This window comes from Acinetobacter indicus, from assembly GCF_009914475.1.
GTDB classification, from domain to species: Bacteria; Pseudomonadota; Gammaproteobacteria; order Pseudomonadales; family Moraxellaceae; genus Acinetobacter; species Acinetobacter indicus.
Genome location: NZ_CP045198.1, coordinates 330,273 through 347,184 on the forward strand (window position 1 = coordinate 330,273; position 16,912 = coordinate 347,184).

At 45.7% G+C, this 16,912-nt stretch carries 16 protein-coding genes and 3 tRNA genes; 11 read left to right on the plus strand and 8 right to left on the minus strand.

Annotation, left to right across the window (positions count from 1 at the left end; genetic code table 11):
• Nucleotides 1–294 precede the first annotated feature (294 nt).
• Nucleotides 295–786 carry a hypothetical protein gene (locus tag GA693_RS02065; protein ID WP_160241526.1) on the plus strand — a complete coding sequence of 164 codons (492 nt, stop codon included), beginning with the start codon at nt 295–297 and terminating at the stop codon, nt 784–786.
• Nucleotides 787–881: 95 nt separating this feature from the next.
• Here the strand turns inward: GA693_RS02065 and GA693_RS02070 are convergent, their stop codons facing one another.
• Together GA693_RS02070 and yhbY are read right to left on the minus strand one after the other, a co-directional pair.
• On the minus strand, nt 882–1,421 hold the full coding sequence (locus tag GA693_RS02070; protein WP_075167187.1) for a DOMON-like domain-containing protein: 540 nt from the start codon (nt 1,419–1,421) through the stop codon (nt 882–884).
• Nucleotides 1,422–1,430: 9 nt separating this feature from the next.
• The gene (yhbY, locus tag GA693_RS02075) at nt 1,431–1,754 is read right to left on the minus strand and encodes a ribosome assembly RNA-binding protein YhbY (protein WP_005176314.1); all 324 of its coding nucleotides are present in this window, start codon (nt 1,752–1,754) and stop codon (nt 1,431–1,433) included.
• A gap of 196 nt (nt 1,755–1,950) precedes the next feature.
• On the opposite strand from yhbY, the gene rlmE reads away from it, so the two are divergent.
• From rlmE to GA693_RS02100, 5 genes are all read left to right on the plus strand, one after another.
• Nucleotides 1,951–2,601 (plus strand): 23S rRNA (uridine(2552)-2'-O)-methyltransferase RlmE, encoded by a 651-nt coding sequence (gene rlmE / locus GA693_RS02080; RefSeq protein WP_160241525.1) that lies wholly within the window; start codon nt 1,951–1,953, stop codon nt 2,599–2,601.
• 134 nt (nt 2,602–2,735) lie between these two features.
• Nucleotides 2,736–4,625: an ATP-dependent zinc metalloprotease FtsH gene (ftsH, locus tag GA693_RS02085; protein WP_160241524.1), complete on the plus strand. Its 1,890-nt coding sequence runs from the start codon at nt 2,736–2,738 to the stop codon at nt 4,623–4,625.
• A gap of 259 nt (nt 4,626–4,884) precedes the next feature.
• Complete coding sequence (locus GA693_RS02090) at nt 4,885–5,538, plus strand: YitT family protein (RefSeq protein WP_016659947.1); 654 nt, start codon at nt 4,885–4,887, stop codon at nt 5,536–5,538.
• 188 nt (nt 5,539–5,726) lie between these two features.
• A complete protein-coding gene (gene folP / locus GA693_RS02095) occupies nt 5,727–6,578 on the plus strand; it encodes a dihydropteroate synthase (RefSeq protein ID WP_104471725.1) in 852 nt (283 codons plus the stop codon).
• A 126-nt stretch (nt 6,579–6,704) separates the two neighbouring features.
• The gene (locus tag GA693_RS02100; protein ID WP_045796482.1) at nt 6,705–7,019 is read left to right on the plus strand and encodes a DUF5713 family protein; all 315 of its coding nucleotides are present in this window, start codon (nt 6,705–6,707) and stop codon (nt 7,017–7,019) included.
• Between the two features lie 363 nt (nt 7,020–7,382).
• Here the strand turns inward: GA693_RS02100 and GA693_RS02105 are convergent.
• Nucleotides 7,383–7,468 (minus strand) — tRNA-Leu (locus GA693_RS02105).
• Nucleotides 7,469–7,667: 199 nt separating this feature from the next.
• Between GA693_RS02105 and GA693_RS02110 the strand changes: the two genes are divergently transcribed.
• Complete coding sequence (locus GA693_RS02110; RefSeq protein ID WP_160241523.1) at nt 7,668–9,437, plus strand: alkaline phosphatase D family protein; 1,770 nt, start codon at nt 7,668–7,670, stop codon at nt 9,435–9,437.
• 39 nt (nt 9,438–9,476) lie between these two features.
• Here the strand turns inward: GA693_RS02110 and GA693_RS02115 are convergent, their stop codons facing one another.
• The 3 genes from GA693_RS02115 to GA693_RS02125 form a co-directional block, all read right to left on the minus strand.
• Nucleotides 9,477–10,208 (minus strand): hypothetical protein, encoded by a 732-nt coding sequence (locus tag GA693_RS02115; RefSeq protein WP_160241522.1) that lies wholly within the window; start codon nt 10,206–10,208, stop codon nt 9,477–9,479.
• 91 nt (nt 10,209–10,299) lie between these two features.
• Nucleotides 10,300–10,385: transfer RNA gene (locus tag GA693_RS02120), tRNA-Leu, on the minus strand.
• Nucleotides 10,386–10,399: 14 nt separating this feature from the next.
• A tRNA-Cys gene (locus tag GA693_RS02125) sits at nt 10,400–10,473 on the minus strand.
• Nucleotides 10,474–10,626: 153 nt separating this feature from the next.
• On the opposite strand from GA693_RS02125, the gene folD reads away from it, so the two are divergent.
• Entirely contained in the window at nt 10,627–11,475 is an 849-nt protein-coding gene (gene folD, locus GA693_RS02130; protein ID WP_005176331.1) for a bifunctional methylenetetrahydrofolate dehydrogenase/methenyltetrahydrofolate cyclohydrolase FolD, read from the plus strand.
• A 201-nt stretch (nt 11,476–11,676) separates the two neighbouring features.
• On the plus strand, nt 11,677–12,345 hold the full coding sequence (locus GA693_RS02135) for a class I SAM-dependent methyltransferase (RefSeq protein ID WP_160241521.1): 669 nt from the start codon (nt 11,677–11,679) through the stop codon (nt 12,343–12,345).
• A 30-nt stretch (nt 12,346–12,375) separates the two neighbouring features.
• Here GA693_RS02135 and GA693_RS02140 read toward each other — a convergent pair whose 3' ends face one another.
• Nucleotides 12,376–12,810: a hypothetical protein gene (locus GA693_RS02140; RefSeq protein WP_160241520.1), complete on the minus strand. Its 435-nt coding sequence runs from the start codon at nt 12,808–12,810 to the stop codon at nt 12,376–12,378.
• Nucleotides 12,811–12,985: 175 nt separating this feature from the next.
• Nucleotides 12,986–14,815 carry a phosphoenolpyruvate carboxykinase (GTP) gene (locus GA693_RS02145; RefSeq protein ID WP_104470892.1) on the minus strand — a complete coding sequence of 610 codons (1,830 nt, stop codon included), beginning with the start codon at nt 14,813–14,815 and terminating at the stop codon, nt 12,986–12,988.
• 416 nt (nt 14,816–15,231) lie between these two features.
• Here GA693_RS02145 and GA693_RS02150 point away from each other — a divergent pair, with 416 nt between their 5' ends.
• Nucleotides 15,232–16,170, plus strand: a complete 939-nt coding sequence (locus GA693_RS02150) for a diacylglycerol/lipid kinase family protein (RefSeq protein ID WP_160241519.1) — start codon at nt 15,232–15,234, stop codon at nt 16,168–16,170.
• The gene (locus tag GA693_RS02155) at nt 16,151–16,909 is read left to right on the plus strand and encodes a metallophosphoesterase family protein (protein WP_160241518.1); all 759 of its coding nucleotides are present in this window, start codon (nt 16,151–16,153) and stop codon (nt 16,907–16,909) included. The genes GA693_RS02150 and GA693_RS02155 overlap by 20 nt, the downstream gene beginning before the upstream one ends.
• The last annotated feature ends 3 nt before the right edge of the window (nt 16,910–16,912 follow it).

The following is a 16,912-nucleotide window of genomic DNA, read 5'->3' on the forward strand; positions in this document are numbered from 1 at the left end:
TTTAGGCTGTAAAAAAGCGAGTAGACGAAAAAAAAGGAAGGCTACTATACAACCTACCCTCCTCACATCTGCTCGCTTGAACTTAACAGCGCATTATACGCACCAACTCTGAAAAAGTCCACGTTATTGAAGCGGAATATCCAATAAAAAAGTATTCTTTTGGTGCAAAAGCATGTTTGTCACGCAATGTCACAGAAATGTAAGCATTTAATAATTGTCTAACAAATCAAAACTTAAATTTTATCTGTTTCTACTATGCTGTGGTCTTTCATAATAACAGGCGGGTGAACGGCAATGACAGCAGAACAAAAACAGCCAGCGGCTAAAAACTCCTTAAAAGACGTGGTGGCAGAAGGCACTGAAAAGCTTGAACAGGCAGCGCAAGAGGCCAAGCAGCAGGTTACTGAAGCAGTCGGGGAGACCCAGGAAAAACTGCAGACCGAAGCGAAAAAATTTAATGGCAGCGTGCAGGAGCAGCTCAGTCAGCTCAAGAAAGAGCTGCTACAGAAAATTGAATCGCTCAAGGAACATTTTGGCAGCTCACAAAAAGATCTTGGTGAACTGAAAGAGTTTGTGAAAACCGAGTTTAATGCGGTGATTGAAGATTTGAATAAAATTGGCAAAGAGCTTAAAGCCGATGTCAGCCAGATTTCAGTCAAGCATAAAGACCAGTTAACCGAAACCTTCAAGCGCTCCAAAGAACATACCTTAGAAACCTGGAAAAAAGTTGTACCAGCAAAAGAGGCGGCATCTGCTTCTGAAACCGACACCACCCTTAAAAGCTAAGGCGTGTTGTAGCGGGTGCGTGCGATGCAGGCAATAAAAAAGTGAGGTCATGTGCCTCACTTTTTTTATACTGCGTTTTAGTTCAGACATAATGCCTAGAACTGATGCAGCCAATCGCGCTTGTTATGAAAATCGGCCTGTGGGCTGCTGTGCTGCATGGCGTAATAGTGTTCACCTTCAGAAGTGTTTAACACGGCAGTTAAACCAATGAACAGATCCGACCACTTTAATTTATGCTTGGCCATGAATTCGCCCAAGTCCAGACTGACATTCAGTCCATAATGGGTGCGTTTCAGCTGGTTGAGCTCAATATCATAGGCGGCTTGCGGCGGCATATCTTCCGGATAGCGATATTCCTCAAACTGATAGGCCTGCCAGGCTTGAGATGGAGAAAGATTAATTTCACGATAAAAATCTTCCCCATGAACCCCAATAAACACTTCAAAACAGGTGTTCTGCCAGAGAAAATCCTGACGCGGATGCGCAGACACCAGATCGGGCCACTGCACATACTGGTTCGGATCACGCAGCCAGTAACCAATATTCAGGTTAAACGGGCTTTGCTGCTCAATCGCCCCGACCAGGGAGATGGCCTGAAAACGGCGATCAAAAGCACTCAGTTCATAACTTGCCATAAGGAAAAATTATTTTGCCAGATGCGCGTGACGAACCAGGTTCGATAATTTTGGATTTTGCGGTTTGGCTTTTTTATACAGCAGGGCAATTTTACCAATGGTCTGTACCACTTCTGCACCAGTCGCTTCTGCAATTGCCTCAATTACAGCTGCACGTGCTTCACGGTCTTCACCGCCAATTTTCACTTTAATCAGTTCGTGGTCGTTTAACGCACGTGTGGTTTCTTCAATGACATTTTCAGTAAGCCCTTGTCCGCCAATCATCACAACCGGATTGAGTGCATGACCGATTTGACGTAAACGCTTGCGTTCCTGAATAGATAAAGCTGCCATAAAAATAACCTGATTTTAAAAACGGCTTAGTATAGCAAATCCCAATTTGAAACGCTGTAAAATCTGCGCAAATAATCGATGCAAATAATAGAAAAAATCACACCCTCTACGTCCATTTAACTACACATCTGTACTGCAAGCGCGGCAATTTTCACGTACAATTATAAATTAGAAGGTTTTTAATATTTAGAGAGTTATGGCAACACGCATTACCAACCAGAAATTATCCAAAAGTAGTCGTGCGTGGATGAGAGAGCACCTGGATGACCCTTTCGTGAAAAAAGCCCAGAAGGAAGGTTATCGTGCGCGTGCTGCGTATAAACTGCTAGAGATTCAGGAAAAATATAAAATTATCAAACCCGGCATGACGGTGGTCGATCTGGGTGCTGCGCCCGGCAGCTGGTCGCAAATTGCCGGCAAACTGGTCGGTGACAAAGGGCTGGTGATTGCATCGGATATTTTGCCTATGGATGCCTTACCAGATGTGACCTTCCTGCAAGGTGACTTCCGTGAGGAAGAAGTTTTTGAAAAATTGTTAAATATTTTAAATGGCCGGACTGTAGACGTTGTAATTTCCGATATGGCCCCCAATACATCAGGTAATAGAGCAGTAGATCAGCCACGACAAATCTATTTATGTGAACTGGCTTTGGACTTTGCGCAAAAAGTGCTGGGGCCAAACGGACAGTTTGTTGTGAAGGTGTTCCAGGGTTCTGGCTTCGATGAAATTCGCAAACAGGTCGTCGACAGCTTCGATGTATTAAAGACTGCAAAACCGGCAGCTTCTCGTGCACGTTCGAAAGAAGTGTTTTTGATCGGACAGGGCCGGAAGAAGGCATTCAAATAAAGTTTACTTGCCAAGCCGTTAAAAATTGTGCATTTTGTACGTTTTTAAGAGTTTTGTAGGCTGATCTTCAGCTTTAACATTAAGGTCACCCTGTAAAGGGCATGATCAAATTAGATTGATATGGGAATAAAGCTTTGAGCGATCTCTTCAAGAATGCCGTATTGTGGCTAATTATACTTGGTGTACTGATTCTGATTTTCAGTAACATCAATGGCAGTGATAAGCCAACGTCAATGAACTATTCCGAGTTCGTTGCGGCGGTGGATGCTGGTCAAATTAAAAAAGTTACAATTGATGGCGAAAGAATTAGTGGTGAAAAAGCCAATGGCTCACCATTTGAAAGTATTCGTCCGGCGGTTCAAGATCCTGAACTCATGCCGAGCCTCATTGAAAACAACGTTGTTGTTGAAGGTACTGCACCTCAACGTCAAGGTTTGTTGATGCAACTACTCATTGCTAGTTTCCCTGTACTTTTAATCATTTTGTTATTCATGTTCTTTATGCGCAACATGGGTGGCGGTGCAGGTGGTAAAAACGGCCCAATGAGCTTTGGTAAGTCCAAAGCGAAAATGCTGTCTGAAGACCAGATTAAAGTAACCTTTGCCGATGTTGCAGGTTGTGATGAAGCCAAACAGGAAGTAGTAGAAATTGTCGACTTCCTGAAAGATCCGGCCAAATTTAAACGTTTGGGTGCAACCATTCCGAAAGGCGTGTTAATGGTTGGTCCTCCGGGTACCGGTAAAACTTTGCTGGCAAAAGCCATTGCTGGCGAAGCTAAAGTGCCATTCTTCAGTATTTCAGGTTCTGACTTCGTAGAAATGTTCGTGGGTGTGGGCGCCTCTCGTGTCCGTGACATGTTCGAGCAGGCGAAACGCCACGCGCCATGTATTATCTTTATTGATGAGATTGATGCGGTCGGTCGTCACCGTGGTTCAGGTACCGGTGGTGGTCACGATGAGCGTGAGCAGACCTTAAACCAGATGCTGGTCGAAATGGACGGTTTTGAAGGCAACGAAGGTATTATCGTCATTGCCGCAACCAACCGTGCCGATGTACTGGATAAAGCTTTATTACGTCCAGGTCGTTTTGACCGTCAGGTGATGGTGGGCTTACCCGATATTAAAGGTCGTGAGCAAATCTTGAATGTTCACCTGAAAAAATTGCCTTCAACCACAGGTGTGGATGTAAAAGTCCTTGCACGTGGTACACCGGGCTTCTCGGGTGCACAGTTGGCCAACTTGGTGAACGAAGCAGCGCTATTTGCTGCACGTCGTAACAAGAACACGGTCGACATGCATGACTTTGAAGATGCCAAAGACAAGCTGTACATGGGTCCTGAACGTAAATCAATGGTGATTCGTGAAGAAGAACGTCGTGCAACGGCTTATCATGAAGCAGGCCATGCCATTGTGGCAGAAATGCTGCCGGGTACGGATCCTGTGCATAAAGTCACGATTATGCCGCGCGGTTGGGCGCTGGGTGTAACCTGGCAGTTGCCTGAGTTTGACCAGACCAGCCATTACAAAGACAAGATGCTGAAAGAAATTTCAATCCTGTTTGGTGGTCGTATTGCTGAAGAAATTTTCATTAATCAGCAATCTACCGGTGCATCGAACGACTTTGAGCGTGCAACCAAAATGGCACGTGCCATGGTGACCAAATACGGTATGTCGGACAAACTAGGTGTGATGGTTTATGAAGATGATTCACAGCAATCCTTCATGGGCAGCCTGGGTAGCCGGACCATTTCTGAAGCGACGCAGCTGGAAGTGGATCGTGAAGTGCGCCGCATTCTGGATGAGCAATATAAAGTGGCCTGGGATATCCTGGAAAACAACAAAGAGATTGCCCATGCTATGGTAAAAGCGCTGATGGATTGGGAAACCATTGATCGTGAGCAGATTCGTGACATTATGGAAGGTCGTGAACCACAGCCACCAAAAGTATATGTTGCAGAAAATCCGGTGATTGATGTAACTCCAAGCAATGGTCCAAGCACACCACCACCATTGCCAGCCAACTAAGAATATTTTAAGAAAACCACCTTCGGGTGGTTTTTTTATGCATGAAATTTGCATGTATTTATCGGTAGCTGACCCAATTAGTTAGATGAAAGGTCTATGCAAGCCATAAACCCGGACAGGAGAAAAGACAACAATTAAAGATTGTAGAAATTTTTATCCTTTGTCATATTAAAAACGCAATAAAAATACCACGTGCCACAAGCACACACATGCCATTCACCACAGACCATAAGTACAGGGTGAACAGGGGATTCTCAACATGAATAACCAATCTAATCCAAGCGCGCTAAAAGCTGCACCTCTACCATCGATGCATCCGCTTAAACATAGTTATATGGATGACAGTCTGGCCCTGTTTTCGGGAACGCTGTTTGTCGGAATTACCCTGATTCTGTATGAACAGGCAGGTCTGCTGACCGGCAGTACCGCAGGGATTGCTTTTGTGCTGCACTATGCAACTGGCTGGTCGTTTAGTTTGCTGTATTTCCTGATTAATCTGCCATTTTACTGGTTTGCGTGGCGCAGGTTGGGCAAAAGCTTCACGCTGAAAACCTTTATTTGTGTGGCCTTACTTTCTTTATTGACCTATATTGTGCCGCAATATTTGGACATTCATTATTTGCATCCACTTTTTGCCGCCATTGCCGGTGGCTTAATGCTGGGAACTGGTATTCTGTTTTTGGCCCGGCATCAATCGAGTTTGGGCGGCGCCACCATCTTGTCGCTGTATTTGCAAGACAAAGCTGGCATCAGTGCCGGTAAAGTACAAATGGCCATTGATTGTGTGGTCGTTGCATTGGCCTTTGGGGTAATGCCGTATCAGCAGGTGTTGTGGTCTATCTTGGCAGCGGTGATTATGGGTATCTTTTTGGCCCTCAATCATCGGCCGGGGCGTTATCAAGGTCAGTCATAATCTCCTGTCTTTAATAGGGGATCTATCAGCTGTTTTGTCGGACGAAAAAAATGATCCCTTTTGTGAAATTAAGCCGACTGTCCAAGCTGTTGCAATATGCAAATAAGCCGCAGTTTGACATCTAAGGCTTTACTTTACTGAATTATCCATAAGACAATATTTGCCTTATTGTGAATGAGGAGAAAAACATGCAGCTGATGCCATTACCGCAGCGTCAATGGAGCTTTGGAGCTTTAACTTTGGATCTGTCTCAGCCGCATGTGATGGGAATCTTGAATGTAACCCCGGACTCGTTTAGTGACGGGGGGCAGCACAATGAAAAAGAGCAGGCGATTGCCCGTGCCAAACAGATGATTGCTGAAGGTGCTACCGTCATTGATGTGGGGGGGGAATCGACCCGTCCCGGCGCAGCGGTGGTGGAAATTGAGGAAGAAATCCGCCGGGTGGTGCCTGTGGTCGAGGAGCTGGCCAAACTGGATGTGGTGATTTCAATTGATACTTCACAGCCGGAAGTGATTCGTGCGGCAGTAGCGGCCGGTGCACATATCTGGAATGATGTGCGGGCTTTAACCCGTCCTCAGGCGCTGGAAACCGCAGCTGAATTAAATATTCCGGTGATCATCATGCATATGCGCGGTGAGCCAACCACCATGAATAATCTGGATCAATATGAAGATGTCACTACAGATGTTATTCGTGAACTCTCGCAACGGGTTCAGGATGCACTGGATGCCGGGGTCAAGGCTGAAAACATTATGATTGATCCGGGCTTTGGTTTTGCCAAAAATGCCCAGCAAAATCTGCAATTGCTAAATGAGTTCCATAAACTGACTGACATGGGTTATCCAATTTTATCTGCCTTGTCGCGTAAACGTTTTATTGGCAGTGTGCTGGATGCCGCAGAGCCACAGCAACGTGCAGTTGGTTCAGCTACTGCGCATTTGCTCAGTATTCAGCAGGGTGCCTGTATGGTGCGCGCGCATGATGTGAAAGCTACCGCCGATGCCATTAAAATCTGGCAGGCGATGCAATTGGCTTAAGGGCTGCTCTATACCAGCCTGCTTTATATCATATAGGTATTCAAATCTCGCTCAGTTTGGCTTTTCAGGGGCTTTGTGCTATATAGCCTGTCTTGAATTTGACCTTTTGTAGTTTTGAGTGCCTGTATGTTTACAGATTTACTTCTCCCCATGTTTGACGATGACTATTATCCCGATATTCTGGTCGCTGAAATCAAACAGTCCATTGAACAGTTTGCGAAAAAAGTCGCCAAGCCGAATTTATCCGAGGCTGATATTTATCACTTCGCACATGAAACGGTAAACGTTATCAACAAGATGAAACCACAATTTGAAGATCTGGATTCCTCACTGGATGATACTGCGGCGGACTATATTGCCGAAGCGATGATGATGGTGCTGCAAGATGCTGGCTATTTTGAGCTGGAAATGGAAGAGCTGGTATCGAATCGAGAGTGGTAAGCCGCTCTCTTTTTTTATGATGGGGTGATCTGGGTTTGAGATGATTCTATCGCTCAATCTTACAGGGTGTACAGTAAATAGCAGCTCTGTTTCGGATATGCTTTAGTCCTCTCATCTACCTGCACGACCTACTCAGTGTGTTACTCTGCTGTACGGGCGTTTCTTGATCATATTAAATGCTTGATTCATCGGCGGCATAAATGCTTGAAAAACAGCTTGGCAAGGTGAGTAGGGTGACCTGATATTTCATTCTTCTTTTTATATTTCTTCTCTTTCTATTCAATCTGTTTTATTAAATTTCGGGCATAAAAAAACCAGCTTGACGCTGGGTAATTTATTGCACCATTTTAAGATCTATTAAAATGGTGCCCGAGGCCAGACTCGAACTGGCACGCTTTGAGGGCGGGGGATTTTAAATCCCCTGTGTCTACCGATTTCACCACTCGGGCATGTGCGCAATAATAGAGGACGATGGAAAACTTGGCAAGTAAATTTGCTTACAATTGCTTTCTTTTCAAGCAAATCATTGTATTAGCCTAAACTCGAAGCAGGCTGGATGTCGACTGTCATCATTTTTTCATCAAAATGAGATCAAAGCTAAACCTCGGTTTTCTAAGGTAGATCAAATAAAAACAACAGGAAAACCGTATGACAACGCACATGAACCGTCGCGAACTGATTCAAAAAACCATTGCTGGTTTTGGGGCACTGTCTTTGCCACTCAGCTTAACTGCCTGTGGCGATGATGATCCAGAGCATTCATCTCCTGATGCGCCACAAATACAATTTTTACATGGCGTGGCCAGTGGTGACCCATTGGCAGACCGGGTGATTCTATGGACCCGTCTTAGCCCCGAAGATACGGCTATGCGTCTGGAAGTACAGTGGGAAATCGCGACTGATCAGGCGTTTCAGCACATTGTAAATACGGGCAAAGTGCTGACCACACAGGCGCAGGACTTTACCGTCAAAGTTGATGCAGACGGTTTAGAAGCCAATCAGACCTATTTCTACCGTTTCCGCTATGGCGCACAAAGCTCACTGGTGGGCCAGACCAAAACCTTGCCGCTTGATACCGCTGCCGTAAAGTTTGCAGTCTGTTCTTGCTCTAACTATCCGGCCGGTTATTTCCATGTCTATAAGGAAATGGCCAAGGAAAATCTGGATGTGGTCATCCACCTGGGTGATTATATTTATGAATATGGCGCCGATGGTTATGCCACTGAAGATGCCGAAAAACTGGGACGTACCCTGGCCGCCGATAACAATCAGGAAATTATCCGTTTAGATGATTATCGCAAGCGTTATGCTCTGTATCGTGGAGATGCCGATTTGCAGGCAGTGCACCAGCGTCATCCGTTTATTGTAATCTGGGATGACCACGAGCTAACCAATGACACTTGGATGGAAGGGGCGGAGAATCATCAGGACAACGAAGGTGATTTCTTTGCACGCAAGTTGGCTGCATTGCAGGCCTATTTTGAGTGGATGCCAATTCGTCCGGTCTCTGAAAATGACCATCTGAATATTTACCGCCAGTTCAATTTCGGTCAGCTGGTGCAGTTGAATATGCTGGATACGCGGGTACTAGCACGTCACAAGCAGCTGGATTATGCCCATTATTTAACCGCGACCGGTCTGGATGCCGCCCGATTTAGCGCAGATTTAACTGACACTAACCGTACCTTGCTTGGACGTACTCAGTTTGCCTGGCTGGCCCAGCAGCTGACTCAATCTCAAGCCACCTGGAATGTGCTGGGGCAACAGGTGCTGATGGCGAAAATGCTGATTCCGGCGGAAATCTTGCAGGTGCTCGGGCAAATCACCAGTGGTCAGGCAACCGTAGAGACCTTGGCCAATGTCGAGCGGATGCTGGTAGAACTGGTCACATTGAAAAGCCGTTATTTACAGGGCGATCCCACTTTAACCGCACAGGAAAAGGCCTGTATTTTGACCGTGGTGCCGTATAATCTGGATGCCTGGGATGGCTATGCTTATGAGCGTGAAGCACTGTATAGCGTATTGGGTCAACTGGGTAAAAAAGTGGTGGTGCTGGCGGGCGATACTCATAATGCCTGGTCTGCACAGCTGTATGATGCCCAGCAGAACTTTGTCGGGGTGGAGCTGGCCACCAGTTCGGTGTCCTCTCCGGGGATGGAAAAATATCTGCAGATTCCGGCGGCCAAGCTATACGAATTTGAATTTGCCTTTAATACCCTGATTGATGAGCTGAGTTATTGCAACCTGAATCAGCGAGGTTATCTGACCGTCAGCTTTACGGCAGATGAGATGCTGGCCGAGTGGAAATTCGTGAACACGGTCAAAGCAGCAGATTATCAACTGGATGATGCGCGTTATCACCGTCTGCAATACACGCCGGCTCTGGTGGAAATCAAAGACCTGCCGGCCAGTGCTTAAACCCTGTTTCTATAAAAAACCGGGCATGTCCCGGTTTTTTTATTGGCTGATTTCGTTGAGATAACTGTCCAGATCAATAAATTTAATCTGCTGCGCAAACTTGTGTTCAACCTGCATGATTTGCTGATGCAGATTGGCATATTTCATCCGCTGTACCGCCAGGTCTGCATAGCGTGCCGAACTTTTGGGATAAAAGTACATTTTTAGGTGGGTATTACGAAGCTGACGATATGACCAGTACGCTGCACGGCGAATCTGCTGCAAACAGTATTGCTGTTCTGGTGTAGCCTCATGACGAAACAGGTTTTCTTTATAAAAACGTACAAAGCCAAAACTCAGGGCAAAAAAGAACAGTATCCCTTGCAATAGCATGCTTTGCCAGTAATAGACATTTAGCGCCTGCACTAAAATCACGATCGCCAGTTTGATTGGGGTATGGCGGAGCATGCGATATAAGGCCGCTGCACTGTGTTTGAGTTGATAAATCACATAGGGTGTCGTGAGCATCAACAGCAACATGAGCGCTAAAATTGCCATACTTTTGCTTTGTGCGGCATCAAACTGTGGCAAGTGCTGCTGAATCACATCTGCAAGGACCATCGACAGCGGAATAAAAATCAGCAGGGCCAGCACCCAGGGGAGGATTTCTTTCCACTCATCCAGCATGCCTTTGATTTTTATTGCGCCATACAGCAGAAAATTGCGTTTAAATGCAGCCGGATGGTGTTGTTGTAGCTGTTGTAGAAAAAGCAGGGGCTGTTGTGGGGTCATGGACAGGGTCAACGCAGAAGCTAAATTGCAGGCATAAAAAAACCAGCTTGACGCTGGATTCTTTACTGCACCATTTTAAGATCTGTTAAAATGGTGCCCGAGGCCAGACTCGAACTGGCACGCTTTGAGGGCGGGGGATTTTAAATCCCCTGTGTCTACCGATTTCACCACTCGGGCATTTTTACCAAGATTGGAGGCGGAGGTCGGAATCGAACCGGCGTCCACGGAGTTGCAGTCCGCTGCATGACCACTCTGCCACCCCGCCACGTCTTGGTGATGCACATATTAGCAAGCTCTGGAAAAAAAACAATACTATAAATCGCGCATATGCACATAAATTCGGCATATGAAAGAAAATTGCCTAAATTATCATGTATTATTTGCAAAATTGATTCCTATCAACATTTGGAGATGTGCCGTGGCATTAGTTTTGGATGGTCGTGCATTAGCAAAGCAAATTGAAGCTGACTTGTTAACACGCGTAGAAGCATTAAAGGCGAAAACAGGTCGTACCCCAATTCTGGCGACTATTTTGGTAGGTGACGACGGTGCATCTGCAACTTATGTACGTATGAAAGGGAATGCCTGCCGCCGTGTCGGTATGGACTCTTTAAAAATCGAGCTTCCACAGGAAACCACCACTGAGCAGTTACTGGCTGAAATTGAAAAACTCAATGCCAATCCTGATGTACACGGTATCCTGTTACAGCATCCGGTACCGGCACAAATTGATGAGCGTGCCTGCTTCGATGCCATTTCACTTGAAAAAGATGTCGATGGTGTGACTTGTTTGGGTTATGGTCGTATGGCGATGGGTGAAGCGGCCTATGGTTCGGCAACACCAGCGGGCATCATGACTATTCTGAAAGAAAACAACATCGAAATCGCGGGTAAACATGCAGTGGTGGTTGGTCGTTCGGCTATTCTGGGTAAACCAATGTCGGCGATGCTGCTAGAAGCCAATGCAACTGTAACCACCTGTCACTCACGCACACAAAACCTGGCTGAATTCGTGAAGCAGGCAGACATTATTGTGGGCGCAGTTGGTAAAGCTGAACTGATTCAGAAAGACTGGATTAAGCCAGGTGCAGTGGTCGTTGATGCGGGCTTCCACCCACGTGAAGGCGGCGGTGTTGGTGATATCCAACTCGTTGGTATCGAAGACATCGCTTCTGCTTACACACCAGTGCCAGGTGGTGTTGGTCCGATGACGATTACAACCTTGATTCGTCAAACCGTAGAAGCGGCTGAGAAGGCTTTGGGTTAATAAATTGACCTCTCCCTGACCCTCTCTTGCGCTTCGATTTAAAAGCAGTGCTTTAAATCTTGCTCAGGAGAGGGAAAATTCATTGTAAAAATAATGGATACTCCTTCTCTTGCGCCGTATACGGCTCAGGGAGAAGGTTGGGATGAGGGTAAAACCTCTAACATCAGATTTTTGCTGAAATACATAAAGAATAAAAACCCAATGAGCTGCACCTTTCAATTTCCTAAAGCCCCTGAACATCTATTAAGTGCTTTGCATGATGTGATTCCACATTGTGAACTGCAGGCACAGCAATTGCCTGAAACACCGATTTCACTTTGGTTGATTCCGCCGGTTTTTCCCACCGATAAACTCGATGATGAAGTCATCCGCCGGATCTGGAATGATACGCCGTACTGGATTTTCTGCTGGGCCTCAGGATTGGCCATGGCGCAGTGGTTGCTGGCTGAACCACATCATGTGAAAAATAAAGTGGTGCTGGATTTTGGCGCAGGTTCAGGTGTGGTGGCGATTGCTGCCAAAATGGCAGGTGCCAAGCGGGTGATCTGCTGTGATATTGATCAGGTCAGTCTGGATGCCTGTCGAGTCAATGCCGAACTCAATGATGTCGAACTGGAATATCTTGATGATCTCTACAAAGCCGAGCAGGTTGATGTACTACTCGCAGCGGATGTGCTATACGATCAATGCAACCGTTTTTTCCTGGATGAGTTTTTAAAATTTGCCCCAGAAGTGTGGGTGGCGGACAGCCGGGTGAAAAACTTTAGCCATCCCAAATATGAAAAGCTGGATGAGCGTAGTGCCACCACTTGGCCCGATTTAGATGAGTCGCCCGAATTTCGTAATGTCAGTTTTTATAAGACGCTGTAAACAGCGTCTTTTTTATTGGCTTGCAGAAGCTTAAGAGCAGGTATAGCGCACCACAGTTAAAGTGCTTGGGCGGGCAGTGAGGGCATCACGTGTGGCCGGATTTTCACTGCTGTGCAGGCTAGGGGTATTCGACAGGCTGAAGGTGGCACGGGTATCGCCAATTTGACGTCCTGGAGCAGTAAGATTATTACCGGCCGCCGGGTTGGCAATTTCATTGACGCTGAGAATATTTAATTTAAAGACTTTATTGCTGGCCAGCACTTTCTGGCAGGCACGTTGTAGGCGCTGTTCATCTAATTGCTGATTGTTGCGTGTTGCAAGGGTGTAAGCCAAGGTGGCTGTGCTGTCAGTGCGGCTTTCGATCTGATAACCGACATTGCCATTAAATTCGCGTGGCCCACTCTGGCAGGCAGTGAGCAGGGTAACCGTACAGGCAAGTCCTAAAAGTTTATAAGTATTGTTCATCGCTATTATGGCTCATGATCTCTAATTTATACTTTCAAGTATGCCATAAAAGCCTGACCTGGGGACGACTGCTTTCCTCAATGATGTGTTGAAATTTATTGCCGGTAAAATGTAGCGTGTATAGGCAGGCAATAAAAAAGGCCGCTTTCGCGACCTCTTTCATGTTAATCAGCAATTAAGCAGATTTAACCGCTTCTAAAAGCTCAGCTTGACGTTTTTTCAATGCTTCTGGTAAACGATCACCCAGTTTATTGAATAACTCAGTGTGGCTTTCCAGTTCTTTGATCCATTGATCTTTGTCTTGTGCTGTCACAGTTTCAAATTGCTCTTTAGAGAAATCTAAACCAGTCCAGTTCAGCTGTTCGTAAGTTGGAACGCGGCCAATTGGAGTGTCTACAGCATCTGCACGACCTTCACAACGGTCAATGATCCACTCAAGTACACGCATGTTTTGACCGAAACCAGGCCATACGAAGTTGCCTTCAGCATCACGACGGAACCAGTTCACGTTGTAGATACCAGGCAGTTTGTTACCTGCAGCTTCAGCTTTCGCACCCACTTTCTCACCCATTTCTAACCAGTGAGAGAAGTAGTCCGCCATGTTGTAACCCGCGAATGGCAGCATTGCGAATGGGTCACGACGAACGATACCTTGTTGACCAACCGCAGCAGCAGTGGTTTCAGAACCCATGGTTGCCGCTTTATACACGCCATCAACCCAGTCAAATGCTTCTGAAATTAGAGGCACTGTGTCTGCACGGCGACCACCGAAGATGAATGCAGAGATTGGAACACCTGCTGGATTTTCCCAGTCAGCATCAATTGAAGGACATTGACCTGCAGATACGGTGAAACGCGCGTTTGGATGCGCTGCTTTTTCTTCACCAGTGTGTGGTTGACCTTTCCAGTTGGTCAGGTTGGCAGGTGCTTCTTTAGAAAGACCTTCCCACCATACTTCGCCGTTGTCTGTTACAGCAACGTTGGTATAGATCACGTCTTTGTGCAGCGTCGCCATACAGTTCGGGTTAGTTTTGGTGTTTGTACCAGGTGCTACACCGAAGAAACCAGCTTCAGGGTTGATTGCGTATAGACGACCATCTTCACCTGGTTTGATCCAGGCAATATCGTCACCTACAGTTTCAATCTTCCAGCCTTCATAACCAGCTGGTGGAATCAGCATCGCGAAGTTGGTTTTACCACATGCAGATGGGAATGCCGCTGCGATGTAGTGTTTTTCGCCTTGAGGATTGGTCACGCCAAGAATCAGCATGTGTTCAGCTAACCAGCCTTGTTGACGACCCATGAACGATGCAATACGTAACGCCAGGCATTTTTTACCTAACAATGCGTTACCGCCGTAACCTGAACCGTAAGACCAGATTTCACGTGTTTCTGGATAGTGCACGATGTATTTTTCTTTGTTGCAAGGCCATGCAACATCTTTTTCACCTTCGGCAAGCGGAGCGCCTACAGTGTGTACACATGGAACGAATTCGCCATCTGTACCTAATACGTCATAAACAGCTTTACCCATACGAGCCATTTTAGACATGCTGACTGCAACATAAGGAGAGTCAGTTAACTCGATCCCGATGTGTGCAATGTGTGAACCGAGTGGACCCATTGAGAATGGAACCACATACAGCGTACGACCTGCCATTGAACCGTCAAATAAACCGTTCAATTTTTCGCGCATTACTGCAGGCGCTTCCCAGTTGTTGGTCGCACCGGCATCTTCCTGGTTTTCAGAGCAGATGTAAGTACGGTCTTCAACACGAGCTACGTCAGAAGGATCAGAGTTTGCAAGATAAGAACCAGGGTGAGTTTCTTGGTTAAGCGCTTGCATTGTGCCGTTAGCGATCATCAAGTCGATATAACGTTGATATTCTTCTGCGCTACCGTCACACCATTCAATTTTTGCTGGTTTTGTTAATTTAGCAATCTCTTCCACCCAAGCAATAAGCTTAGGGTGACGAACGAATTCTGGTGCGTTCACTTGGGTCATGGTGAGGCCTATCTAAAATGTGTACAAACTGTTGTACAAAGTACAATCTGAGAGATGAAATGAACCGCTCAGATGAAATATGAAAAAAAAGTGGCTGTATTAAAGCACAAAATGACGAAAAAAATAAGACTAAAGGACTAAAGGAATTATTTTGGTAGTTAATGCAATCTAAATGATAAGTTTATAAAAAACAAAAAGATAATGTTTAAATAAGGGTTTGTCTTATTTATTTTTTATATTTATGTATATTATTTAATTTATTTATTTCTTTTTAAAACAATAATTTATATCTAAATTTTTTCTGAGAATCATTATTGATTAAATAAATGGTGGTAATTCGATTTTTACATAAAGGTGCTTTAAATTTCCACTTAATTGGCTGAAATTAGAACAAATGCTTTAAAGATGTGGACAAAATGTCTGAACAATTCAAGCCATTGTCTATTGTGTATAACAAAAAATCAGGCTTTCATGCGACCCATAAAACCGAGGTATATGAAGAGCTGATTCAGATTTTTTCCCAATACGGTTTTGAAATCCAGTCCTTTGATATCGAACAGTATTCTAGTTTTGATGAATTAATGGCGCAGGTATTTTTACGTCATCAGGACCCGGACAATTATGGCGTGGTGGTAGCTGCAGGAGGAGATGGCACCTTGAATGCTGTGGCCGCCAAACTGCTTTATACCGATATTCCCATGGGCATTTTACCTTTAGGTACCTTTAACTATGTGGCCCGCGTATTTGATATTCCGGTGGATATTATTCAGGCAGCGCATGTGATTGCAACCGGCCGGCCACGCAAGGCGCATATCGCGCGGATCAATGAACATATCTATTTAAACAATGCCAGCCTGGGGCTGTATCCTTTATTTATCCAGAAACGGGAGCTGTATAACCGCTATCTGGGCCGTTTTCCTTTACATGCCTATACCTCCGGTCTGGATGTGCTGATTCGTCATCGCAAGGAACTGAAATTAAAAGTTGAAGTGGATGGCAAGCTGTTTCCAGTGAAAACCCCGCTGGTATTTTTTGGCAATAACCAGCTGCAATTGTCGGAGATGAATTTGCGTATTGCCACAGCGGTAGCACAGGGCAAGGTGGCCGGCATTGTGGTGGCGAAAAGTGATAAGCTGACCCTGTTTAAAATTTTATGGCAGCTGGTGAAAGGGGAAATTGAACAAGCACCCGATGTATATACTTTTGCTGCAGATCAGGTGGTGATTCACGCACAACTAAAAACCATGCAGGTGGCCATTGATGGTGAAATTGTCCGGATGCGACCACCGCTAAAAGTCACAGTGGAAAAAAATGCCTTAAATATGATGGTGCCTTATGATTCTGCATCTGTCTGATTTGCATTTTGGCACCGAAAAGCCGGCCTGCATGGCAGCCATCCGGCAATTTTGCCTAGAGCATCAGCCTGAAGCGATAGTGGTCAGTGGCGATTTAACCCAGCGTGCGCGTTTTAAACAGTTTTATGACTGTAAGCAGTTTCTCGACAGCCTGGAGCGGCCGTATCTGGTGGTGCCGGGCAATCATGATATTCCGCTATTCGATTTATGGACCCGCTTTGTTAATCCATTTGCGCGTTATCAGCTGTTTTTTGGCAAGATGGAAACCGTGCTGGAAACCGAGCATTTTTTTCTGATTGGTTTAAACAGTATCCGGCGGCGTTACCATACCCGCGGGCATATTTCGCTGGCGCAAATCCAGTTGGTCGATCAGATTCTGGCCGCGGCACCGGCGCATAAAATCAAGCTGATTGCAGCGCATCAACCGTTTTATACCCCGCCGGATGATCCGCATGGGGTAAAAGACTGCCCGATGCTTGGCAAAATGGCGCTGGAAAGCTGGAGTCAGCATGGCCTGTTCGGGCTGTTGCATGGTCATCTGCATCAGTCCGCAGTCTATGATTTAAACCAGATTTATCATTTGCAGGCCAGTCATCCGGTGCTGGATATTCATGCCGGTACGGCGCTGTCTTATCGTCTGCATCATCGTTTTAATAACAGCTTTAATGTGATTCATGACAGCGGTGAAATTCAGGCCTATTTTTTTAATGAACGCACGCAAAAATTTGAACCGTATTAGAAA